We start from the raw sequence: 20,365 nt of genomic DNA, 5'->3' as shown, positions 1-20,365 counted from the left end.
AGGAGGCGCGCATGATCCCGAAAAGTGTGAAGCGGTTTTCGGACCAGATCATGCGCAAGGAGTAGAGCAATGGAAAGCCTCGCATGGATGGCCTGGACGCTGCCGACCGCGATCTTCTTCGTGCTGCTCGCCGCGACCCTTTGCGTCATGACCTGGCTTGCGATCGCCTACCCCGAAGCCGAGCGCGTCGGCATCTTGCGTATCCCCACCACGCGCGGCGACCGCCTGTTCATCTCGCTGGTATTGGCCGCGGTCATTCACCTGTTGTGGATCGGCTTTGCCGGCACCGACACGGTGGCGACTCTGCCGGTCGGGGAAGGAATCGAATTGTCGAGCCTCTGGCTCGCCACCGTAATTTCGCTTGTTTCGGCGGCTGCGATCTTCCGCACCGTCTGAGGCCTAAGCGAAAACGAGCAGATCCGGGATCAACCTGGACCTGGACTATTTGTCAGTCGCTGCAACGGAGGAAGCACCATGCGACATCTTAAGATGAGGAACGGTCCGTCACGGACACGCGTCTTGATGATGACATCGGCGGTCGCGCTGATGGCGGCATCGTCCGCGATCACCTTGCCCGCATTTGCGGACGAGGCCGCCGCCAAAAAGTGGATCGACAGCGAGTTTCAGCCGTCGACACTTTCCAAGGAAGACCAGTTGAAGGAAATGCAGTGGTTCATCAAGGCCGCTGAACGCTTCAAGGGCATGGAGATCAACGCGGTCTCCGAAACGCTGACCGTGCATGAATATGAATCCAAGACGCTCGCAAAGGCGTTCGAGGAAATCACCGGCATCAAGGTCAAGCACGACATCATCCAGGAAGGTGACGTCGTCGAAAAGATCCAGACCCAGATGCAGTCGGGCAAGAACGTGTATGACGGCTGGATCAACGACTCCGACTTCATCGGCACGCATTTCCGCTATGGCCAGGCCGTCGACCTCACGGAATGGATGGCCGGCGAAGGCAAGGACGTCACCAATCCCGGTCTCGACGTCAACGACTTCATCGGCAAGTCCTTCACGACCGCGCCGAACGGCCATCTCTATCAGTTGCCCGACCAGCAGTTCGCGAACCTCTACTGGTTCCGCTACGACTGGTTCTCCAATCCGGACTACAAGGCCAAGTTCAAGGCCAAGTATGGCTACGACCTCGGCGTTCCCGTGAACTGGTCGGCCTATGAAGACATCGCCGAGTTCTTCACCAACGACATCAAGGAAATCAACGGCGTCCGTGTCTATGGCCACATGGACTACGGCAAGAAGGATCCCTCGCTCGGATGGCGCTTCACCGACGCCTGGCTCTCGATGGCCGGCAACGGCGACCGGGGCATTCCGAACGGATTGCCGGTCGACGAATGGGGCATCCGCATGGAAGGCTGCCGTCCGGTCGGCTCTTCCGTCGAGCGCGGCGGCGACGTCAACGGTCCGGCGGCGGTCTATTCGATCGTCAAATATCTCGACTGGATGAAGAAGTATGCCCCGCCGCAGGCGCAAGGCATGACCTTCTCCGAGTCGGGCCCGGTGCCCTCGCAGGGCAACATCGCCCAGCAGATCTTCTGGTACACGGCCTTCACCGCCGACATGGTGAAGCCGGGCCTCGCCGTGATGAACGCCGACGGCACGCCGAAGTGGCGCATGGCCCCCTCGCCGCACGGCTCGTATTGGAAGGACGGCATGAAGCTCGGCTACCAGGACGTCGGCTCGGCAACGCTGTTGAAGTCGACACCGGTCGACCGCCGCAAGGCAGCCTGGCTTTATCAGCAGTTCATCGTCTCCAAGACGGTGTCCTTGAAGAAGAGCCATGTCGGCCTCACCTTCATCCGCGAGTCCGACATCTGGGACAAGTCGTTCACGGAACGTGCGCCGAAACTCGGCGGCCTGATCGAATTCTACCGCTCGCCGGCGCGCGTGCAGTGGACCCCGACCGGCAACAACGTGCCGGATTATCCGAAGCTGGCTCAATTGTGGTGGCAGAACATCGGCGACGCATCGTCGGGAGCCAAGACACCGCAGGCCGCGATGGATTCGCTCGCAGCCGCTCAGGACTCGGTGATGGAACGGCTCGAGAAATCAGGCGTGCAAGGCGCCTGCGGGCCGAAGATGAACAAGAAGGAAACCGCCGAGTTCTGGTTCGCCAAGTCGGAGAAGGACGGCAACATCGCGCCCCAGCGCAAGCTCGCCAACGAGAAGCCGAAAGGCGAGACTGTCGACTACGACACGCTGATCAAGTCGTGGCCGGCCTCGCCGCCGAAGCGGGCGTCGCTGAATTGAAGTCTCACAACATCGGCATGGCCGGGCTTGACCCGGCCATCCACGACTTTCGCCGCCACGAAGCAAGACGTGGATGCGCGGGTCATAGGCGAGCGGAAGCGACGCCGTTCTTCGAACGGCTATGCCCGCGCATGACGAGAAGAAAACGAAGGGCCGGGAGCGATCCCGGCCCTTTTCTTTTCGTCATTGCCTGCGGCAAACGCGAAGCGTTTGCGCACGGGAGCAAAGCGACGAAGCAATCCATTCTTCCCTTTACGGCGAACTGGATTGCTTCGCTTCGCTCGCAATGACGATATAGTGCCTGCCTTCCGCTTCTGGAGTTCCCCATGCGCATGATCTTTCGCTGCGATCCGGCGCTCGCCGATCACCTGCCGCGGCCGACGCCCGCGCGCGGCGGCCTGCCGGACTGGCTGCGCCAGATGCCGGCGAAAGCGCATTCGGACATTCACGGCCGCGACATCCGCACGGTCAAGCAATGTCCGCCCTTTGTCGACGCCATGGCCTACGGCGCGCTGATCCCGCTTCCCTGCGACGTGAACGTCGACCGCGGCTCGTTTTCGTGGGACTGGGATATTCCCCAACCTGCCGCGTCGGGCCATCCGCGCGCGCCCCTGAGCTTTCATGTCGCCTCGCAATTCGCGGGCGCGCCGTTTGCGCGCGATGATCAGGCCGCGATCAAGTTCAACAGCTTCTGGACCATCGAAGTCGAACAGGGTTGGTCGCTGTTTGCCACCCATCCCGTCAATCGCGACGATCTGCCGTTTCGCCTGATCACGGGGCTCGTGGACGCCGATCTCTTCCATGACGGTGGCATCAATTTTCCTGCTATCTGGACCAAACCTGATTTCTCCGGTGTGCTGCCAAAGGGAACGCCGGTGGCGCAGGTGTTCGCGGTGCCGCGCGAGGCAACCGAACTGGAATTCGACACTTTCGACGACGCGCATAAACGCGCCTACGAGAAAACGGTCGCGGAAGTTCTCGACCGCCCCAACGTCTATCGAAAGCATTTTCGGGCGCGGCGCGGGCACATCTAACCTCCAAGCTCACGGCGAAGCGCGGCCTCGTCGAGCCACAGCCTGCCATGCGACGCCGAGGTCAGCGCCATCGCAATGTTGCCGAAGCTCGAAGGCCGCAGGCGATAGGCCTGCGCGTAGGCCCGCATGGCGGCATCGAGATCGCCTGTCTCCTGCAAGACCACGCCGAGATTGAACACGGCTTCGGCATGGTCATCCTTCAGCTCGATCGCCTTGCGATAGGCGGCTGTCGCGTTCGTATAGTCCCGCAGATCCTGCCGCGCGAGACCGAGATCGAACCACACCGACGCCGGCGCGTCCTTCTGCGTCGCGCGCTCCAGAAACTTCACCGCAAGCGCCGCCTCGCCGTCCTCCCACGCAAGCCGCCCCGACCGCGCGGCGGCCTCGGCGTGGTCGGGAATGACGTCCAGGATCGCATTCCAGGCCTGTCGTGCCTGCGGCCAAAGCCCGGCCTGATCGAACGTTCGCGCTTTCTCGATGAACGCTTCGCGCTGCGGCGCAACCGCGATGCCCCGGTCGAGATGCTCGAGCGCACGGTCGAACTCGCCGGCCATTCTGGCCAGACGCGCCGCAAGCAGACGCGCCGCCGCATTGTCCGGCTGTGCCGTAAGGCTCGCTTCGACATGCTTCCGCGCCGCATCAAATTCGCCGGATGTGGCCAGCACGGCCGCCAGCAGATGGCTGATCATCGGTTCGCCCGGCGATGTGACCAGCCCCTCCTCGCAGAGCTGTCGCGCCTCGTCGCGCCGGCCGGCATTGAAGGCGGCGGCGGCGCGGCGAACGATATCCTCGGACGTGGTCATGCCCGCAGATTAGAACAAAGCTAGACGCCCACGCCAATCGCAAGGTGAGCCGGATGCGGTCAATTTGGTATTGTCAACGATGGAACCGGCGATTAGAGCAGAGCCATGAAGGTTGCCGCCATCGGCGAATGCATGATCGAATTCTCGCAAACGCCGGACGGCGCGTTCCGGCGCGGCTTTGGCGGCGACACCCTCAATACCGCGCTATACCTGTCACGGCTTGGCGTCGACGCTTCCTACGTCACCGCGCTCGGTGACGATGCGCTGAGCGAGGCCATGCTGACGAGCTGGCAAAGCGAGGGCATCAAGACCGATCTGGTGACGCGCGTCGCCGGCCGCCTGCCCGGCCTCTACATGATCGAGCGCGATGCGCGCGGCGAGCGCACCTTTCTCTATTGGCGCGATCGTGCGCCGGCCCGCGAATTGTTCGACCGCGCAGATAGCGCCCTGCTTGATCGCCTGGCGCGGTTCGACTGGCTTTATCTATCCGGCATCAGCCTGTCGCTTTATGGCGACAGCGGACGGGCGCGCCTGCGTGAGCTGCTCGCCAATACCAGACGAAACGGCGGCAAGATCGCTTTCGACGGCAACTATCGTCCGCATGGCTGGATCGACAAGGCCACCGCCCGCCGCGCCTTTGAAGAGATGCTGCCGCTGATCGATTTGGCGATGCCGACCTTCGAGGACGAGCAGGCATTGTTCGGCGACGACAATTTGCAGCAGTGCGTCGACCGCCTTCGCGCCGCCGGGATCAGCGAGATCGTCGTCAAGCGCGGCGCGCATGGTTGCGTCATCGCCACGGGCAGCGATTGCATCGAGGCGCCGCCGCCGCATGTGGTGCAGCCTGTCGACACCACCGCCGCCGGAGACTCCTTCAACGCCGCTTACCTCGCCGCGCGCATCACCGGCGCTTCGCCGCGCGAAGCCGCATTGGCCGGCCATCGCCTGGCGGCTGCGGTGATCCTGTCGCCGGGCGCGGTGATCGAACGCGAGCGCATGCCGAAAAATGTCCTGACACGCGGAGAGATCGGATGAGCAAGTCCAACGGCCTGACCAAGGGTCACGCGCGTCTGACAGAGATTTTCGCGCTGGCGCCGGTCATTCCCGTGATCACGATCACGGATGCCTCGCACGCACTGCCGCTCGCCCGCGCGCTGGTCGTCGGCGGACTGCGCGCGATCGAGATCACGTTGCGCACGGACGCAGCGCTGGAAGCAGCATGGGCGATCATCAACGAGGTGCCGGAGGCGATAGTCGGCATCGGCACCGTGCTGACGCCGCAGGATCTCGAGCGCGCGCAAAAACTCGGCGCCACCTTTGCCGTCAGCCCCGGCGTGACGCCCGATCTGCTCGCCGCCGCGAGCCAAAGCGACCTGCCGTTCGGGCCCGGCATCCAGACGGCGTCAGATTTGATCGCTTGCGTCGTCAACGGCTTTGAGATCGTGAAATTCTTTCCAGCGATCCCGGCCGGAGGCTTGGCGGCGTTGAACGCGCTCGGCGGGCCGTTTCCACAAGTCCGCTATTGTCCGACCGGCGGCATCACTGAAGCGAATGCGCGCGAATGGCTCGCGCATCCCAAGGTCGCGGCCGTCGGCGGCTCCTGGATCGCGCCGGCCTCCGATATCAGTGCTGGCGCATGGGACAAGATCGAGCAGCGCGCCCGCGCCGCCGCCGGCTTGCGGCCTTCACGCGCGAAGTAGCGCCCAGCCTCTCAGCCCGAGCGCCCTTCATACAGATCGCGGCCGCGCACCAGCGCGCGCATCTTGCCGTCGGCAATCGTGCGCTTCAGCATCCAGAAGCCGCAATCGGGGTGAACATATTTCACCCGATCAGGTCCGAGCGTCTTTTCCGCGCGCTCGATGGCGCGGGCGACCGCCTCCGGCTGTTCGATTTCCGTCGCCTTGACGTCGATCACGCCAAGGCCAAAGCCGATCTCCGGCCGCAACTCCCTGAAGATCGCCAGTTCCTCGGGCGGACGGTGCGCGCATTCCATGATGATGTGATCGACATGCAGCGCGTTCAGATAATCGATCAGGTTCTTCCAGCTTCCTTTCTGGATCGACTGGCCGCCGTAATTGCCGAAGCAGAGATGAACGGCGGCTTTGGTCTTGACCGCGTCGAGCACGACGTTGATGGCTTCAGCCGCCCACGACCACTCCTCGGGATGGCCCGGCAGATTGGCTTCATCGAGCTGAACGATTTCGGCGTCGATATGCGAGACCTGTTCGGCCAGCACGCCGGCAATGGCGAGCGCCAGCTCGCGGCGATCCTTGTAATGGCGGTTGATCAGGGTCTTCGCCAGCATGTGCGGACCGGTGAGCGTGAACTTGAAGGGATGCCTCGCCATCGCCTTCGCCCGCTCGCAGGCGATCGGCAAATCAAGCGCGCCGCTGCCGAGCGCACCCGTCACCATGCCCGGCGGCCGCGTGCGAAATTTCATGCCCGGCAGCTGGCGAAATTTCATCAACTCGGCAAATTCGATGCCCTGGCTGACGCCCGACATCGGCTTGACGAAATATTCGATCATGCCGTTGGTCTCGGGATGGTTGATGTCGAACCGGTAGAGCTCGCCGTCGCACACGACGTCGATCCCGGCTTCTTCCTGCGTCGAGATGACCACGCGCGTGGCGTCGAGCAGCGCTTGTTCGGACGGAAGCGCGACCAGCCAGTCGGGAATAGGATAAGAGCCGACCGTCGTGGTTTTTATTCTTGCGGCATTCGGCATTCGCTTGCTCTCCAACGCTTTTAGTTCGGCAGAAACTTGAACGAGATGAAGTCGTCGATGCGCCCCGCGGACGCCTGGCTGATGGTTCCGGACTCGGCGAGCAAATTGACCGAGGCCTTGACCTCGCTCGCGCTGGCGCGAAACGGCGGCTGTCCCCTGGTTTCACCGGTGTGATAGAGCGGAATGGTCAGCTTCAATCCCTCGATCAGGTCGTCGCGCGCGCCAGCTTTCGGGCTCGCTTTCAGCATCGCATCGATCGCCGCCGCGGGATCTTTTTCGGCGTCCGCGACCGCAAGCGTCGCGGCCCGCATAAACCGGCTGACCAGATCGCCCTGTTTGCCCGCGGTATCCCGCCCGACCACGATCGACGAACTGGCAAGGTTGACGCCGTAATCGGCAAACGGCAGCACCGTGACCGGCTTTTGCGTGGCGGCGGCAATCTTGAGGTTCTGGTCCATGGAATAGCCGAGCATGGCATCGGCCTGGGCGTTGATCACCGCGTTCAGCTTGGCGCGATTGTCGCCTGCAATCACCGTGAGATCGCTTTCCTTCATGCCAACCTTGCCGAGCACCAGCGGCAGAAGCTGCGACAGGGAATCGCCGGGTGTCAGCGCCAGCGACTTGCCGCGAAGGTCCTGCGGCGCTCGGATATTTTTCTCGCTCAGCGAAATGAAGGCCATCGGGCTTCTTTGCAGCAGCACGCCGACGACCTCGACCGGCGCGCCCTTGTCGGCGGCCCTCAGGATCGAGGCCATATCGGCGTAACCAAAAGTGGCCGTGCCCGCCGCAACCGCCTGAACCGTGGGAACGGAGCCCCGCCCCTCCTGGATATCGAGGTCAATGCCTTCCTTGTCGAAATAGCCGCGCTCCTTGCCCAGAAAGAACGGGGCATGCTCCGCATAGAGATACCAGTTGAGCAGGAGTGTCGCTTTGTCCGCCGCCTGCACGTGCCCTGAAGGCATCGCCCATATCAGAGCGGCAGCGAAAATCACGCATCGCTTGAGCAACATTTCTCTCCCCCCGCGGCTGGCGTATTTTTGTTCATACTGACGCCATGGCCGGGACGTGGCAAGGCCGGCCACCCTTGAAATCCCAGCGCAAATGCCGGTTCCGGCAATACCGCTGCCTCATATTGCGGCATGAACCTTGCACTCTCCAAACTGCGAAGTATGCTTCGCATTCAAAGGGCCAGGACACAATTTGCCGGCGCGGTGCGCGCGTATGTCACGCTGATTGGCGCGCCACCGGCTGGAGGAAGGGATAGACTGACCGGAATTCGCATGTCGGGTGCAATATCTGGATTTTGAAAACCAACAAAGAGAGCGGGGAGCCCACCATGATATCAACGATCCGACACCTTTCGACCGCTGCACTGGCAATTGGCCTCCTAAGCAGCACGGCATATGCCGAAACCATCAAGATCGGCGTGAATGAGCCGCTGACCGGCGCCTTCGCCGCCTCCGGCACCTACGTCGTCAACGGCGCCAAGATCGCAGCCGAAGAGATCAACGCCAAGGGCGGCATCCTCGGCAAGCAGATCGAGCTCGTGATCGAGGACAACAAAAGCAATCCGACCGAAGCCGCCGCCGTTGCCGAAAAGCTGATCACCCGCGACAAGGTGCCGGTGATGATGGGCGCCTGGGGCTCCAGCCTCACGCTCGCGGTGATGCCGAAACTGATGGAATACGAGACGCCGATGGTGGTCGAGACGTCCTCGTCGAGCAAGATCACCACCAGCGGCAATCCCTACATCTTCCGCATCGCGCCGCCGGCGCCGGTCGAAGCGGCTGCGTTCAGGCAGATCGTCGACAAGCTCGAACTGAAGAAGGCCGACTTTCTGGTCATCAACAATGACTGGGGCCGCGGCACCGCCGAGGACTTCAGCAGGATGTTCAAGGAAAAGGGCATCAATGTCGGCCTGGTCGAAACCATGGACCAGGGCGCGCAGGACATGAGCGCGCAGTTGTCCAAGATCAAAGGCTCCGATTCCGAAACGCTGATCGTCACCACGGCGGTCGATCAGCTCACGCTGATCTTCAAGCAGGCAGCCGCGCTGGGCCTGAAGAAGAAGATCATCACCACCGGTGGCTCGCAGAATCCGGACCAGATCATCGCCCAGGCTGGCGCTGCGGCCAATGGCACCATGCACCTGACGACCTTCCTGCCCTGGTTCCCGGAGAAGACGCCGAACCCGAAGGCGACCGAATATTTCATCGCCGAGTGGAAGAAGCGCGGCTTCGATTTTGCCGGATGCACCGAGAGCTTCCGCGGCTATGACGGCATCCGCACCGCGGCGGCCGCGATCGAGAAGGCCGGCAAGCCCGAAGCCGCAGCGATCAAGACCGCGCTGTGGGCGATCGACGTCAAGGGCCTCAACGGCGACATCGTGTTCAAGAAGTCCGGTCCGGAAGGCAAGGAAAGCGGCCAGAGCCAGCCGAACGTCTATCTGATCGAGATCAGCGACGGCAAAGTCGGTATGAAGTCGCTGTAATACTGGTGTAATAACGGGGCGAGGCGCGGGTAAACCGCCCTCGCCCTTTGCTTTTCTTGAGCCCTCGGATTGGCGTTGAGCGAGTTTCTGCAACATCTGGTCAATATGCTGGTCCTCGGCGGCACCTACGCGCTGCTTGGGATCGGGCTCACATTGATCTTCGGCATCATGAACGTCGTGAACTTCACCCACGGCGTGCTGTACACGTTCGGCGCCTACATGATGTTCATCGTGGTGCAGCAGTTGGGGATGAACTTCTTCCTCGCTTTGCCGGTCGCCGTCGTTGCAGGCTGGGCGCTCGGTGCCATCATCGAATTGACCTTGCTGCGGCCGCTGCGCGGCTCCGACATTGATACCACCATGCTGGTGATGATCGGCGCCTGGATCGCCATGCAATCCGGCGCGCTCTGGATCTGGGGCGGCGTCGCCAAATCCGTCGCGACGCCATTTCCGGAAGCGCCGTTGGTCATCGGGCCGGTTTCGGTGTCGTGGCTGCGATTGTTCGTGCTGGCGGCCGCGGCGCTCCTGATCGTCGCCACGTATCTCCTGATCAACCGCACCAAGCTCGGCTGCGCGATGCGTGCGACGTTCCAGGATCACGACACCGCATCGCTGATGGGCGTCAATGTTGACCTTATATATACGTCCACCTTTGCGATCGGATCGAGTCTGGCTGCGGCCGCCGGCGCCCTGCTCGGCCCGGTCTATGTGATCTTTCCGCAAATGGGCGACCTCGCCGCCGTCAAAGCCTTTGCGATCGTGATCCTCGGCGGGTTGGGCAACATCACGGGCGCGGTGATCGGCGGCTTCATCCTGGCGCTCGCCGAAGAGCTCGGCGCGGGCTATGTCTCGTCGGGTTACCGCGATGCCATGGGCTTTCTGATCATCATCGCGGTGCTGATCGCCAGACCCACCGGACTGTTCGCGCGTTCGGAGCGCGTCGGATGAAGCTGATCGCAACGCTTGTTTCGATCGCAGCCCTTGCCTCGGTGCCGTTGTGGCTGCGCGATCCCTATCTGATGAATGCGCTGATCACGACCGGGATTTTCATCATCGGCGCGATGAGCCTCAATCTCTTGCTCGGCTTCACCGGCCAGTTGAGCCTGGGCCATGTCGCCTTCTTCGGTATCGGCGCCTATACCAGCGCCCTCACGTCGCTCGGCTTCGATATCGGTGTGTTCGGCGACTTTCATATCGTGCACGAACCCTGGCCGCCGATTGCGGGATTCTTTTTGGCGATCGTGGTGGCGGGCCTCTGCGGCTACCTGGTCGGACGCCTGTCGTTTCGCGTGCGCGGCGCCTATTTCGTCATCGTGACCATTTCCTTTGCCGAAGTCGTGCGTCTGGTGGCGCTCAACTGGGTCGAACTCACGCAAGGCCCGCTGGCGCTGAACAACATTCCCTCCATCGCGATTCCGCTGCCCGGCTTCGACGAGCTGGTGATGCGGACCAAGTTTCACAACTACTATCTGGTGCTGGCGGTGGCCGTAATCGCCCATGTCCTGATCGCGCGCCTCGTCCGCTCGCATTTCGGCCGCGCCATGCGTGGCCTGATGGAAAACGAAACGCTCGCGGTCTCCGTCGGCATCGACGTCACCCGGACGCTGACGCTCGCCGCGGTGATTTCGGCCGCGATCGCGGGCGCCGCCGGCAGCCTTTACGCGCACTATATCCGTATCATCGATCCCGACATCTTCGCCTTCATCAACACCGTCACCATGGTGATCATGGTGATCTCCGGCGGCAAAGGATCGCTCGCCGGCCCGATCGTCGGCGGGCTGATCTTCGGCCTGATGCCGGTGTTCTTAAGGCCGATCATGGCGCCCGAAGCGCAATGGATCGCCTATGGCGGCGTTCTGATTGTCATTCTGTTTCTTCTGCCGCGCGGCATCGTGCCTTCGTTTTCGCGGCTGCTATCGAAACAGCGCGGGCAAGCTCCCGCGCCGGATGGAATGGCCTTCGCCAAGAATGATGCGAAGGAGCCGGCATGACGACGGCCGTACCCGCCTTGAAGGTCGAGCACGTCGCAATTCACTTCGGCGGCCTCGTCGCCTTGTCAGACCTGAACTTTACCGTCGACGAAGGCGAGATCGTCAGCCTCATTGGGCCAAATGGCGCCGGCAAGACCACCGCTTTCAATATCGTCACCGGCTTTCTCGCGCCGACGCATGGCAGCGTCAGCTACCGCGGCACGCCGCTCGACGGATTGAAGCCGCACCAGATCGCCGATATTGGCCTGGTACGCACGTTCCAGCGCACCAGCGTCTTTCCCAACGACACCATCTACGACAATCTCCTGATCGGGCTACACCGGCAAAGCCGCGTTCATCTGCCGGAGGCGCTCCTCGGCCTGCCGCGGGCGCGACTGACTGAGCGAAAAGTGCGCGAACGGGCCCACGAACTCGCCGAATGGGTTGGTCTCGGCCGGCGCATCCACGACCTCGCAGGCTCGCTATCCTATGGCGAGCAGCGGCTGGTCGGCGTGGCACTGGCGCTGGCGGCTGGTCCCTCGATGTTGCTGCTGGACGAGCCGGTCTCCGGCATGAACGCTTCGGAGACGCACACCTTCGTCGAGCTGATCCGCAACATTCGCAGCCGCGGCGTCACGATCCTGCTGGTCGAACACGACATGCCGATGGTGATGAGCGTCTCCGACCGCATCGTGGTCCTCAACTACGGACGCATCATCGCCGAAGGTCCGCCGGATACGATCCGGAACGATCCCGCCGTCATCGAAGCCTATCTCGGAAAGGCGGCGGTGCATGCTTGAGATCAACGACATGGTCTGCGGCTATGGCGGCGTTGCCGCGCTCAAGGGCATTTCACTGCAAGTGAAGACCGGGCAACTGGTGGCGCTGATCGGCGCGAACGGCGCCGGAAAAAGCACAACGCTGCGCGCGATCTCGGGGCTTGTGCCGCCGAGCTCCGGCTCGCTGGTGTTCGAGGGCAAGGACATGACCGGCGCCAAGCCGCCGCGGGTTCTCGCTTCCGGCATCGCGCATTGTCCGGAGGGCCGCCGTGTCTTCCCGCACATGACGGTCGAGGAAAACCTCAACATGGGCGCGTATCTTCGAAGCGACGCGTCGGAAGTCGCCGGCGATCGCGACCGGATCTATGTTGATTTCCCGCGTCTGGCCGAACGGCGGCAGCAAGCTGCCGGCACCCTGTCGGGCGGCGAGCAACAGATGCTTGCGATCGGCCGCGCAATGATGTCGCGGCCGCGCCTGATCATGTTCGACGAACCTTCGCTGGGGCTGGCGCCCAACATCGTCGAGCAAACGTTTGCCATCATCCGCCGCATCCAGGCGGCGGGAACCACCGTGTTACTGGTCGAGCAGAATGCATTCGCAGCACTTGGCATGTGCGACCACGCCTATCTGCTCGAGGGCGGCCGGATCGTGCTATCCGGCCCCGGCACTGAACTGATCGCGAATGAACACGTGCGCAAGGCCTATCTCGGTGGGTGAGGCAAGCGACAAGTCGTCGCCCCCCTCAGGATGGACCCTTGCCTGCGCGCTCGAACGCCTGATCAATCAAGGCATGATCTGCACGCGGGTCGCGGGCACCGATTTGATCCTGATCTGGAACGACGGCCGCGCGGTCGCCTGCGAGCGCGCCTGCCCGCACGAACAGGCCGATCTCAGCCTCGGGCACCTATCACAGGGGCGGCTGGTGTGTCCGCATCATGCCGCCTCGTTCGGTCTCGACGATGGCAGCATTTCGGAAGGTTGGGCGAGCCGGCGGCTGCGCATCTACCCTGTCCGCGTCGAACAAGGATATGTGTGGGTACAACTCGACGCTTCGGCCTGAACTTCCCGGTGGGTTTCGTTGCGCGTCCTGCCAGCGAGATCATTCGACCGTGACGTCGGCCGCTCGCGCAATCTTCCGGTATTTGTCGTTCTCATCCAGAATGAACTGGGAATAGGCTTGCGGAGAGGTCGGCGTGGAAAGGAAGCCGACCTGTTTCAACGCTTCCTGGAAATCCGGCATCGCCGCGATTTTTTGTAAAGCACCCTGAAGCCGGGCCACGATGTCCGGCGGCAACTTCGCCGGACCGGAAAGGCCGTACCACAAATTACCTGTGACCGATGGATAGCCGGCCTCGGCCATCGTTGGCACCTCCGGAAAGAAACTGGACCGCGCTCTATCCAACACAGCCAGCGGACGCAGCTGCCCGGTTTGTATCCCCGACACTTGAGCCGCCGCCGCGTCGAACATCATTTGCACCCTGCCGGCCAGCAGATCGACCACCGCGGGAGCCGATCCCTTGTACGGCACGTGCGTCAGCTTCACGCCCGCTGCGCCCATGAACATCTCGCCCCAGAGCTGCGGCCCGCTGCCGGTGCCGGAAGAGCCGAAATTCAGCTCGGCCGGCCTGGCTCTGGCATAATTGACGAGATCAGCGACCGAGTGAATCGGGAGTGCGGAATTGACACTGAGAATCGCCGGCGCTGTCGCGATCAGGCCAATATGCGAGAAATCCTTCGATGGATCGTAGGTGATGTTCTTGTAGACCGCGGGAGCGATGCTGTGCGTGGCAATCGACGAGAGCAGCAGCGTATAACCATCCGCCGCCGCCCGCGCCGTGAAAGAGGTAGCGATCGTACCGGCTGCGCCGCCCCTGTTTTCGACGACCACATTTTGCTTCAGCACTTCGGAAAGCCGGCTCGCAAACTGCCGTGCGACCAGATCGCCCGCGCCTCCCGCAGGCACCGCAACGATCAAGGTGATCAACCTCTCCGGGTACTCGGCTCGCACGGAATTCGAGATGATCGCAAGCCAGGCTCCAAGAACGAGCCTCATCCAGAGACGCATGATCAACCTCACCTGATTTGTCTATCCGGCCCGGGCAAGATATCCCAGTCGAGTAAATCCGCAAAAGCGCCCTGGCTTGCGCTTCGGGAGCCCTGATGCTTCGCCTCGTTCTGATCGCGTTGTTTGCGGCCGGCGTAGTACCGGCCAAGGCCGAGACCTGGCCGAGGCGGCCGCTGACCATGGTGGTCCCGTTCGCAACCGGCGGTCCGATGGACGCGGTCGCCCGCATTTTGCAATCCGCCCTGAGCGACGCCTTGCAGATGCAGGTGATCGTCGAGAATGTAGGCGGAGCCGGCGGCATGCTCGGCGCGGCCCGCGTCGCCAAGGCGGCGCCGGACGGATATCAATTCTTGCTCGGCAATGTCGGCACGCATGCCGTCAGCCAGACGCTCTACAAGACGCCCTTTTATAACGCGACGGCTGATTTCGCGCCGGTCGTGCTGGTCGCGGAGCTATCGTTGGTAATGGTGGCGCGGAAGGACCTGCCTGCCAGCAATCTGCAGGAATTCATGGCGTACGCGAAGGAAAACCAGAAGACGATGCGATTTGCGTCGGCTGGCGCCGGCTCCGCCACCCATCTCGGCTGCGCGTTGATGAACGCGCGGGTAGGCGTCGATGTCACCCACGTGCCGTATCGCGGCGGCGCGCTGGCAATGCAGGACCTGATTGCCCAGCGGGTCGACTATCTCTGCATCGATACACCGGCCGCGCTTGCTCAAATTGAAAGCGGCGCCATCAAGCCGATCGCCATATTGAGCCACGATCGTTCGCCGAGCTTGCCAGATCTTGCGTCGGCGCATGAGCAGGGATTGACCGGCTTCGAGGCTTCCAACTGGAGCGCATTTTTCCTGCCCAGGAACACGCCTGCCTCTATCGTCCAAAAGCTGCACGATGCCACTGTCGCGGCCATGAACGATCCGACGGTGCGGAAGCGTTTTCAGGAAAATGGCATCGATCTCGTCGGTGACGACCGGCGATCATCAGCCTATCTTGCCCGGTTCGTCACCGGCGAAATCGCCAAATGGGCCGGGCCGATCAAGTCCTCCGGCCTGGTTCTGGAATAAAAAATCTGGAGATCGACGTGAAGATCAGGCTCATGGAAAACTTCCGCGCGCTCTTCTATGCGCCGTATTACGCCATTCACGCGCTTGGCTTCTACGCGCGGGAAGGCGTCGACGTCGAACTGGTCTCCAGCCACGCCCCGGGCGACGCCATTGCGCACCTGACAAATGGTACGATCGATCTCACCTGGGGCGGCCCGATGCGCGTGATGACGGCGCATGATCGGGACGAGCAAAGTCCGCTGGTATGTTTTGGCGAGGTCGTATCCCGAGATCCCTTCTTCCTGATCGGAAACGTCGACCGGTTTGAGCTTTCCGATCTTGCGCATCTGCGTTTTGCGACTGTCTCGGAGGTGCCGACGCCGTGGATGTGCCTGCAACAGGACTTGCGCGACGCCGCCATCGATCCGGCTATGATCCCGAGAGTTCACGACCGAACCATGCCGGATAACTACACGGCGCTCCGCGAAAACGAGCTCGACGTGATGCAGGCGTTCGAGCCGTTTGTCTCGCGCGCTGAAATAGAACAAGCCGGCACGGTGCTGTATGCAGCCAGTTCGCGGGGGCCAACCGTCTATACTTCCTTCATCACGACGCGAAACAAAGCCGCCGCACATCGTGATGCACTCCTCGCCGTGACCCGCGCGCTGGCCAAGATGCAAGGATGGCTCACCGCCCATAACGGAACGGAGCTCGCCGAGGCCGTCGCTGCCTTTTTTCCCGATGTACCCCAAGAGCTGCTCGCTCGTTCGCTACAGCGCTATCTCGATGCGGGCCTGTGGGCGCGCGACACCGCCATGTCGAGACAGGGCTTTGACCGCCTCGGCCTGAGCTTCCTTTCGGGGGGCGCCTTGAGACGCCCGCCGGTTTTCGAAACCTGCGTCGATTCAAGTCTGGATTGACGGCTTCAGGATACAGTGTCGGCCGGGAATTTGTCGCGCCAGTGATGCGCGATATCGGCGCCCGTACAGAACCAGACATCGTCGAAGCTGCGCATATAGTCGAGAAGCTTGATCAGGCCCATGCAGCGCCCGGGCCGGCCAATCAGCCGGTCATGCAGTCCGATCGAGAGAAGCTTCGGCGATCCGTTCCGCCCTTCACGATGCAGGACGTCAAAGGCGTCGCGCATGTAGGTGAAAAACTGTTCTCCGGTCGAAAACCCGCTGTTCTCGTTGAACCGATTGTCGTTCGCCTCGTAGGAATAGGGAATGACGAGGTGCGGCTTGCCCTCGACTTCAAGCCAGTAGGGAAGTTCATCCGCAAGCGAATCCCGGTCGTACAGGAAACCGCCGGCCTCGACGAGAAGACGGCGCGTGTTCGGGCCGGGACGCCCCGTCATCCACCCCACCGGCCGCCAGCCCGTCAAATTCGTCAGTATCTCGACCGCCCGCTTGATATGCAATCGCTCAACGTCCTCAGGGACCGCGCCGTAATCGATCCAGCGATATCCGTGACTGACGACCTCGTGGCCGCGATCGACAAACGCCTTCGCCAGCCGCGGGTTTTGCTCCAACGCCCGCGCGACCCCGAGAACGCTGGTCTTGATCTTGAATTCGCGAAAGACGTCCAGAACGCGCCAGACGCCACGCCGGCTGCCATACTCGAAAACCGATTCCACGAGCGGAACGCGTGCGCCCACCTGTGTGCCGACGCCGATGTCATTGAGCATTCCTTCCGAGATGTCATCGCCGTTCACGAGCGTGGCTTCGCCGCCGCCCTCGACGTTCAGATTGAAGTTGACGGCGATCGCAGCGCCGCCCGGCCACGCCGGATTGGGCAGCGTCTCGCCGTACCCGACCAGGTCACGTGCGATCATGGGATCCGGCTTGGGCTTGAACATCTGCCGCCTCCTGGCGAAACGACCCTTAAGTGTTATGACGGTGGTGTCAGCGGCGCGGTGCAGGGATCATAGCAATAGAACCAATCGGTGTCGGTCGGACCGCGCATCCAGCTGTTCTCGATGGAAATGCGCTGAACATCGGCGACGCGAGGAATGCGGGTTGCCTCATAGCACCGGAAAGCCTCGGCCGGCTCGTCGAATGTCGCGAGACAGCGGCTGAGGATCGCGCCATCCTCGACCGCCATGGCGCCGCCAGCCGCCATATAGGGACGCATCGGATGGCAGGCGTCGCCGAGCAACACGATACGGCCGCCACTCCAGCGATCGTTGCGTTCCCGATCGTAGATCGGCCAGACGCTCACGTCTTCCGCCGCTTCGAGCACGCGGCGCAAGTCGTCGTGAAAGCCGTCAAACGCCGCCAGGAATTCATCGCGCGACGAGGGCAGCGACGCGGCATCGCTGTCCCACGTCGCTTGCGGGACAACGCCAATGGCATAGATCTCGTCACGCCGGCTTGTCATGAAATAGGGGAGAATATGCCGGTCCCGGCCCCACCACTTGGTGCAGTCGGGAATCTCGAATCCGCGCAGGCTCTCGGTTGCGAAGATCGCGCGGTGCGCAACAGAGCCAACGAAGCGCGGAGCCTCGTTGCCGAGCAGAAATTCACGAACCCTGGATCGGATACCGTCGGCGCCAATGACGATGTCGGCCTCGGTTTCGACGCCGTTGTCGAAAACCAGGCGAACCGAATGGCTCGTCTCCTTCAGATCGATCAGACGAGAGTTGAAGATGATCGTTCCCGGCGTGACGACGTGTTCCAGCACCGCGTGCAGATCGCCGCGGTGAATGTTGAGATACGGCCCGCCAAAGCGTTCTTCGCTCGCAGCATCGAAGATGATCTCGTACATCTTTTCGCCGCTGTCCCAGGCGCGACTGATATAGCTGTGCGGTTTGATGCCAGCTTCGACCAATGCGCCTTCAGCGCCCAGCCGGCGAAGCGCTTTCATGACGTTGGCGCTGAGGATAATCCCCGCCCCGATACGGGAGAACGATGGCGCCTGCTCATAGACGGTCACGTCAAAACCGGCTCGTTGCAGGAAGCCGGCTGCGCTCAAACCGCCGAGTCCCGCGCCGACGACCGCAATGCGTTTCTGATTTTTCATTGCACCAATGTTGACTCAGCCTGGCGAACAAAACGCGCGAACCAGACCATTTTCATGCGACGTCGAACGATTCGAGGGTATGAACGGCCTTTCTGGCTGTCAAGCCAAGCCGCCGTCCACCGACTGAACCGCTCGCCGGGTGCGGCCCGCATCGCTTAAATCATTTCACTGCGCAGCATGCTTCGCAATTTGGCAGGGCTGCATTCAAATTGGACGTGCCACGGCATTGACCCCCTCCCGCAAATTTTCTAGCGTTAACTCGTTTGAGTTAAAGCGAATTCACACGCGAGCCGCCGCAGCTGGTTCTCATAGAGGTTGCGCCTCAACCCAGGAGTTCCGTCATGAGCGTACTGGCCCGACTTTACGCTTTGGCAGTCCTGGGGCTTGCTCTCGGCGGCGTTGCTCTTGGCGGCGTCGCGGCGGCCCATGCCACGGACGTAAACTTCATCACGGACTTCGGATACAACGGACGGCATTCCTATTTCTACGTCGCCCTCGACAAGGGGTACTACAAGGCCGAGGGATTGAACGTCACCATACTGCGCGGTCAGGGCTCGATCGACGCCATCAAGAAGGTCGCCTCGGGCGCCGCCATGATCGGCTTTGCCGATGCGGGCGCACTCGTCCTCGCGCGCAGCAACGATGCCATTCCGGTCAAACTGCTGGCGGTGGTCTATGCCAAGCCACCGCACGCCATCTTTGCCCTCGCCGACAGCGGCATCAAGACGCCCAGGGATCTCGAGGGCAAGACGGTTGCGGACTCCGCGTTCAGCGCCATTCCGTTGATCTTCAACGCCTATGCGCAGGCGGCCGGCGTCGATCCCAAGAAGGTCAAGTGGGTTTCCGCCGAAAGTGCGTCGCTGCCGTCCCTGTTGGCGACGGGCCGCGTGGATGCGATTGGCCAATTCACGGTCGGCGAGCCGCTGATCGATGCGTCGGTCCGGCCGCGTAAACTCATCCGCCTCGCCTACAAGGACGGCGGGCTCGATTATTACGGCAACGGACTCATCGCCACCGAGCAGACGATCAAGGAAAATCCCGATCTGCTGAAGGCTTTCGTACGTGCGACACTCAAGGGGATGCGCGATGCGTTCGCCAATCCCTCCGAGGCCGGTGTGATCCTCAATAGATATCACAAGGAGATTTCGCCGGAGGTTGGAACGGGCGAAACTGAACTTGTGAAAGAGCTTGCGGTCTTGCCAGACCGTCCGCTCGGCGCGATCGATGAAGAACACCTCAAGCAGACCATCGACATCGTGGCTAAATCATATCCCATCAATCGCCCCGTCGATCCGAAAGACATGTTTGCACCGGGGTTCATCGAATGATGGGTGAGCATCCGGCCGCAATCGTCTCGTCCGCGGCCGGGACGAACGCGGGCGGCTCTTGGAGCAGCGAAACCGCAGCCATCGAGCTTTTCGGTGTTACCAAGACTTTCGGCGACGGCCCGAAGGCCACACCGGCGCTGGGTCCTCTTGATCTTGCGATCGAGACCGGAAGTTTCGTCTCGATCGTTGGCCCTTCCGGCTGCGGGAAATCGACCCTGCTCAGATTGATCGCCGGCCTGGAAAAACCAACGGGTGGCCGGTTGCGGCGATACGGAGATGAACTCGACGGCCCCTCCCGCAAGGTCGGCATCGTCTTTCAGGATCACGTGCTGTTTCCCTGGGCAAGCGTGCTTGAAAACGTCATGCTTCCTGCCGACGTTCTCTCGCTACCGAAAGCCGCTGCGCTGGAGCGCGCGCACTGGTTGCTCGAATTGACCGGCCTGAAGGACTTCGCCGGCCACAAGCCGCACATGCTGTCCGGCGGCATGAAACAGCGGGCCGCCTTCTGCCGCGCCGTTCTGGCCGATCCGCAACTGCTGCTGCTGGATGAGCCGTTCGGTGCGCTCGATGCGCTGACCCGCGAAGAGCTCTCGCTTGAACTGTCGCGGCTGTGGCAGGAGCTGGGGCGCACGGCGCTGCTCATCACCCACGATCTGGGGGAAGCTATCCTGCTTGGCGACCGCATCGTCATCATGTCGGATCGGCCTGGTCGCATCCGGCTGGACATGAGAGTCGATCTGCCGCGACCGCGCGACGTCCATACGATGAAGGACCCCCGCTTCATCGAAATCCATCAGATCGCGCGGGATCTGCTTTTCACACGCCAGCGGAATTAAC

22 protein-coding genes are annotated in these 20,365 nt (G+C 62.2%); 16 read left to right on the top strand and 6 right to left on the bottom strand.

The features are described 5' to 3' along the window. Nucleotides 1–69 precede the first annotated feature (69 nt). The 4 genes from BUA38_RS22730 (at nucleotide 70) to BUA38_RS22715 (ending at nucleotide 3,302) form a co-directional block, all read left to right on the top strand. The gene (locus tag BUA38_RS22730) at nucleotides 70–396 is read left to right on the top strand and encodes a DUF2160 domain-containing protein (RefSeq protein WP_072821380.1); all 327 of its coding nucleotides are present in this window, start codon (nucleotides 70–72) and stop codon (nucleotides 394–396) included. A gap of 78 nt (nucleotides 397–474) precedes the next feature. After that, on the top strand, nucleotides 475–2,268 hold the full coding sequence (locus tag BUA38_RS22725) for an ABC transporter substrate-binding protein (protein WP_072821378.1): 1,794 nt from the start codon (nucleotides 475–477) through the stop codon (nucleotides 2,266–2,268). After that, a complete protein-coding gene (locus BUA38_RS22720) occupies nucleotides 2,229–2,558 on the top strand; it encodes a hypothetical protein (protein WP_072821376.1) in 330 nt (109 codons plus the stop codon). The genes BUA38_RS22725 and BUA38_RS22720 overlap by 40 nt, the downstream gene beginning before the upstream one ends. Before the next feature lie 36 nt (nucleotides 2,559–2,594). Continuing rightward, the gene (locus tag BUA38_RS22715; RefSeq protein WP_072821375.1) at nucleotides 2,595–3,302 is read left to right on the top strand and encodes a hypothetical protein; all 708 of its coding nucleotides are present in this window, start codon (nucleotides 2,595–2,597) and stop codon (nucleotides 3,300–3,302) included. Here BUA38_RS22715 and BUA38_RS22710 read toward each other — a convergent pair. Continuing rightward, complete coding sequence (locus BUA38_RS22710; protein WP_072821374.1) at nucleotides 3,299–4,105, bottom strand: tetratricopeptide repeat protein; 807 nt, start codon at nucleotides 4,103–4,105, stop codon at nucleotides 3,299–3,301. The two genes, BUA38_RS22715 and BUA38_RS22710, sit on opposite strands and share 4 nt — an antisense overlap. A 105-nt stretch (nucleotides 4,106–4,210) precedes the next feature. On the opposite strand from BUA38_RS22710, the gene BUA38_RS22705 reads away from it, so the two are divergent. Together BUA38_RS22705 and eda are read left to right on the top strand one after the other, a co-directional pair. After that, the gene (locus BUA38_RS22705; RefSeq protein WP_072821373.1) at nucleotides 4,211–5,140 is read left to right on the top strand and encodes a sugar kinase; all 930 of its coding nucleotides are present in this window, start codon (nucleotides 4,211–4,213) and stop codon (nucleotides 5,138–5,140) included. After that, nucleotides 5,137–5,805, top strand: coding sequence for a bifunctional 4-hydroxy-2-oxoglutarate aldolase/2-dehydro-3-deoxy-phosphogluconate aldolase (gene eda, locus BUA38_RS22700; protein WP_072821371.1), 669 nt, complete (start codon nucleotides 5,137–5,139; stop codon nucleotides 5,803–5,805). The genes BUA38_RS22705 and eda overlap by 4 nt, the downstream gene beginning before the upstream one ends. 11 nt (nucleotides 5,806–5,816) lie before the next feature. Here eda and BUA38_RS22695 read toward each other — a convergent pair whose 3' ends face one another. Together BUA38_RS22695 and BUA38_RS22690 are read right to left on the bottom strand one after the other, a co-directional pair. Next, on the bottom strand, nucleotides 5,817–6,830 hold the full coding sequence (locus BUA38_RS22695) for a cobalamin-independent methionine synthase II family protein (protein ID WP_072821369.1): 1,014 nt from the start codon (nucleotides 6,828–6,830) through the stop codon (nucleotides 5,817–5,819). A gap of 20 nt (nucleotides 6,831–6,850) precedes the next feature. Further along, the gene (locus tag BUA38_RS22690) at nucleotides 6,851–7,840 is read right to left on the bottom strand and encodes an ABC transporter substrate-binding protein (protein ID WP_072821367.1); all 990 of its coding nucleotides are present in this window, start codon (nucleotides 7,838–7,840) and stop codon (nucleotides 6,851–6,853) included. Between the two features lie 326 nt (nucleotides 7,841–8,166). Between BUA38_RS22690 and BUA38_RS22685 the strand changes: the two genes are divergently transcribed. The 6 genes from BUA38_RS22685 (at nucleotide 8,167) to BUA38_RS22660 (ending at nucleotide 13,131) form a co-directional block, all read left to right on the top strand. Beyond that, nucleotides 8,167–9,321 (top strand): ABC transporter substrate-binding protein, encoded by a 1,155-nt coding sequence (locus BUA38_RS22685; RefSeq protein ID WP_072821365.1) that lies wholly within the window; start codon nucleotides 8,167–8,169, stop codon nucleotides 9,319–9,321. Nucleotides 9,322–9,396: 75 nt separating this feature from the next. Continuing rightward, the gene (locus BUA38_RS22680; protein WP_072826336.1) at nucleotides 9,397–10,269 is read left to right on the top strand and encodes a branched-chain amino acid ABC transporter permease; all 873 of its coding nucleotides are present in this window, start codon (nucleotides 9,397–9,399) and stop codon (nucleotides 10,267–10,269) included. Next, a complete protein-coding gene (locus BUA38_RS22675; RefSeq protein ID WP_072821362.1) occupies nucleotides 10,266–11,312 on the top strand; it encodes a branched-chain amino acid ABC transporter permease in 1,047 nt (348 codons plus the stop codon). The genes BUA38_RS22680 and BUA38_RS22675 overlap by 4 nt, the downstream gene beginning before the upstream one ends. Then, nucleotides 11,309–12,091: an ABC transporter ATP-binding protein gene (locus BUA38_RS22670; protein WP_072821360.1), complete on the top strand. Its 783-nt coding sequence runs from the start codon at nucleotides 11,309–11,311 to the stop codon at nucleotides 12,089–12,091. Before BUA38_RS22675 ends, BUA38_RS22670 begins: the two co-directional genes overlap by 4 nt. Then, nucleotides 12,084–12,788: an ABC transporter ATP-binding protein gene (locus tag BUA38_RS22665; protein WP_072821358.1), complete on the top strand. Its 705-nt coding sequence runs from the start codon at nucleotides 12,084–12,086 to the stop codon at nucleotides 12,786–12,788. Before BUA38_RS22670 ends, BUA38_RS22665 begins: the two co-directional genes overlap by 8 nt. After that, nucleotides 12,781–13,131 (top strand): Rieske (2Fe-2S) protein, encoded by a 351-nt coding sequence (locus tag BUA38_RS22660; protein ID WP_244553025.1) that lies wholly within the window; start codon nucleotides 12,781–12,783, stop codon nucleotides 13,129–13,131. Before BUA38_RS22665 ends, BUA38_RS22660 begins: the two co-directional genes overlap by 8 nt. A 39-nt stretch (nucleotides 13,132–13,170) precedes the next feature. Here BUA38_RS22660 and BUA38_RS22655 read toward each other — a convergent pair whose 3' ends face one another. Next, a complete protein-coding gene (locus BUA38_RS22655) occupies nucleotides 13,171–14,136 on the bottom strand; it encodes a Bug family tripartite tricarboxylate transporter substrate binding protein (protein ID WP_072821354.1) in 966 nt (321 codons plus the stop codon). Nucleotides 14,137–14,231: 95 nt separating this feature from the next. On the opposite strand from BUA38_RS22655, the gene BUA38_RS22650 reads away from it, so the two are divergent. Both BUA38_RS22650 and BUA38_RS22645 read left to right on the top strand, forming a co-directional pair. Then, entirely contained in the window at nucleotides 14,232–15,200 is a 969-nt protein-coding gene (locus BUA38_RS22650) for a Bug family tripartite tricarboxylate transporter substrate binding protein (RefSeq protein WP_072821352.1), read from the top strand. Beyond that, nucleotides 15,158–16,099, top strand: coding sequence for an ABC transporter substrate-binding protein (locus BUA38_RS22645; protein ID WP_083587705.1), 942 nt, complete (start codon nucleotides 15,158–15,160; stop codon nucleotides 16,097–16,099). The genes BUA38_RS22650 and BUA38_RS22645 overlap by 43 nt, the downstream gene beginning before the upstream one ends. A gap of 5 nt (nucleotides 16,100–16,104) precedes the next feature. Here BUA38_RS22645 and BUA38_RS22640 read toward each other — a convergent pair whose 3' ends face one another. After that, nucleotides 16,105–17,037 (bottom strand): polysaccharide deacetylase family protein, encoded by a 933-nt coding sequence (locus BUA38_RS22640; protein ID WP_244553024.1) that lies wholly within the window; start codon nucleotides 17,035–17,037, stop codon nucleotides 16,105–16,107. 32 nt (nucleotides 17,038–17,069) lie between these two features. Next, entirely contained in the window at nucleotides 17,070–18,200 is a 1,131-nt protein-coding gene (locus BUA38_RS22635; protein WP_072821350.1) for an FAD-dependent monooxygenase, read from the bottom strand. A 341-nt stretch (nucleotides 18,201–18,541) separates the two neighbouring features. On the opposite strand from BUA38_RS22635, the gene BUA38_RS22630 reads away from it, so the two are divergent. Both BUA38_RS22630 and BUA38_RS22625 read left to right on the top strand, forming a co-directional pair. Further along, on the top strand, nucleotides 18,542–19,528 hold the full coding sequence (locus BUA38_RS22630; protein WP_072821348.1) for an ABC transporter substrate-binding protein: 987 nt from the start codon (nucleotides 18,542–18,544) through the stop codon (nucleotides 19,526–19,528). Next, nucleotides 19,525–20,364, top strand: a complete 840-nt coding sequence (locus BUA38_RS22625; protein WP_244553023.1) for an ABC transporter ATP-binding protein — start codon at nucleotides 19,525–19,527, stop codon at nucleotides 20,362–20,364. The genes BUA38_RS22630 and BUA38_RS22625 overlap by 4 nt, the downstream gene beginning before the upstream one ends. Nucleotide 20,365: the final 1 nt, after the last annotated feature.

This window comes from Bradyrhizobium erythrophlei, assembly GCF_900142985.1.
Classification (GTDB): Bacteria; Pseudomonadota; Alphaproteobacteria; order Rhizobiales; family Xanthobacteraceae; genus Bradyrhizobium; species Bradyrhizobium erythrophlei_B.
This window is presented reverse-complemented; position numbering and strand designations above follow the sequence as displayed.

Excerpts from the sequence above, each read along its gene's own strand:
- BUA38_RS22625 (WP_244553023.1), top strand. The coding sequence starts at position 19,525 with ATGATGGGTGAGCATCCGGCCGCAATCGTCTCGTCCGCGGCCGGGACG.
- BUA38_RS22640 (WP_244553024.1), bottom strand. The coding sequence starts at position 17,037 with ATGTTCAAGCCCAAGCCGGATCCCATGATCGCACGTGACCTGGTCGGG.
- BUA38_RS22695 (WP_072821369.1), bottom strand. The coding sequence starts at position 6,830 with ATGCCGAATGCCGCAAGAATAAAAACCACGACGGTCGGCTCTTATCCT.
- BUA38_RS22710 (WP_072821374.1), bottom strand. The coding sequence starts at position 4,105 with ATGACCACGTCCGAGGATATCGTTCGCCGCGCCGCCGCCGCCTTCAAT.
- BUA38_RS22635 (WP_072821350.1), bottom strand. The coding sequence starts at position 18,200 with ATGAAAAATCAGAAACGCATTGCGGTCGTCGGCGCGGGACTCGGCGGT.
- BUA38_RS22630 (WP_072821348.1), top strand. The coding sequence starts at position 18,542 with ATGAGCGTACTGGCCCGACTTTACGCTTTGGCAGTCCTGGGGCTTGCT.
- BUA38_RS22665 (WP_072821358.1), top strand. The coding sequence starts at position 12,084 with ATGCTTGAGATCAACGACATGGTCTGCGGCTATGGCGGCGTTGCCGCG.
- BUA38_RS22730 (WP_072821380.1), top strand. The coding sequence starts at position 70 with ATGGAAAGCCTCGCATGGATGGCCTGGACGCTGCCGACCGCGATCTTC.
- BUA38_RS22725 (WP_072821378.1), top strand. The coding sequence starts at position 475 with ATGCGACATCTTAAGATGAGGAACGGTCCGTCACGGACACGCGTCTTG.
- BUA38_RS22645 (WP_083587705.1), top strand. The coding sequence starts at position 15,158 with ATGGGCCGGGCCGATCAAGTCCTCCGGCCTGGTTCTGGAATAAAAAAT.
- BUA38_RS22715 (WP_072821375.1), top strand. The coding sequence starts at position 2,595 with ATGCGCATGATCTTTCGCTGCGATCCGGCGCTCGCCGATCACCTGCCG.
- BUA38_RS22685 (WP_072821365.1), top strand. The coding sequence starts at position 8,167 with ATGATATCAACGATCCGACACCTTTCGACCGCTGCACTGGCAATTGGC.
- eda (WP_072821371.1), top strand. The coding sequence starts at position 5,137 with ATGAGCAAGTCCAACGGCCTGACCAAGGGTCACGCGCGTCTGACAGAG.
- BUA38_RS22670 (WP_072821360.1), top strand. The coding sequence starts at position 11,309 with ATGACGACGGCCGTACCCGCCTTGAAGGTCGAGCACGTCGCAATTCAC.
- BUA38_RS22650 (WP_072821352.1), top strand. The coding sequence starts at position 14,232 with ATGCTTCGCCTCGTTCTGATCGCGTTGTTTGCGGCCGGCGTAGTACCG.
- BUA38_RS22705 (WP_072821373.1), top strand. The coding sequence starts at position 4,211 with ATGAAGGTTGCCGCCATCGGCGAATGCATGATCGAATTCTCGCAAACG.
- BUA38_RS22675 (WP_072821362.1), top strand. The coding sequence starts at position 10,266 with ATGAAGCTGATCGCAACGCTTGTTTCGATCGCAGCCCTTGCCTCGGTG.
- BUA38_RS22690 (WP_072821367.1), bottom strand. The coding sequence starts at position 7,840 with ATGTTGCTCAAGCGATGCGTGATTTTCGCTGCCGCTCTGATATGGGCG.
- BUA38_RS22655 (WP_072821354.1), bottom strand. The coding sequence starts at position 14,136 with ATGCGTCTCTGGATGAGGCTCGTTCTTGGAGCCTGGCTTGCGATCATC.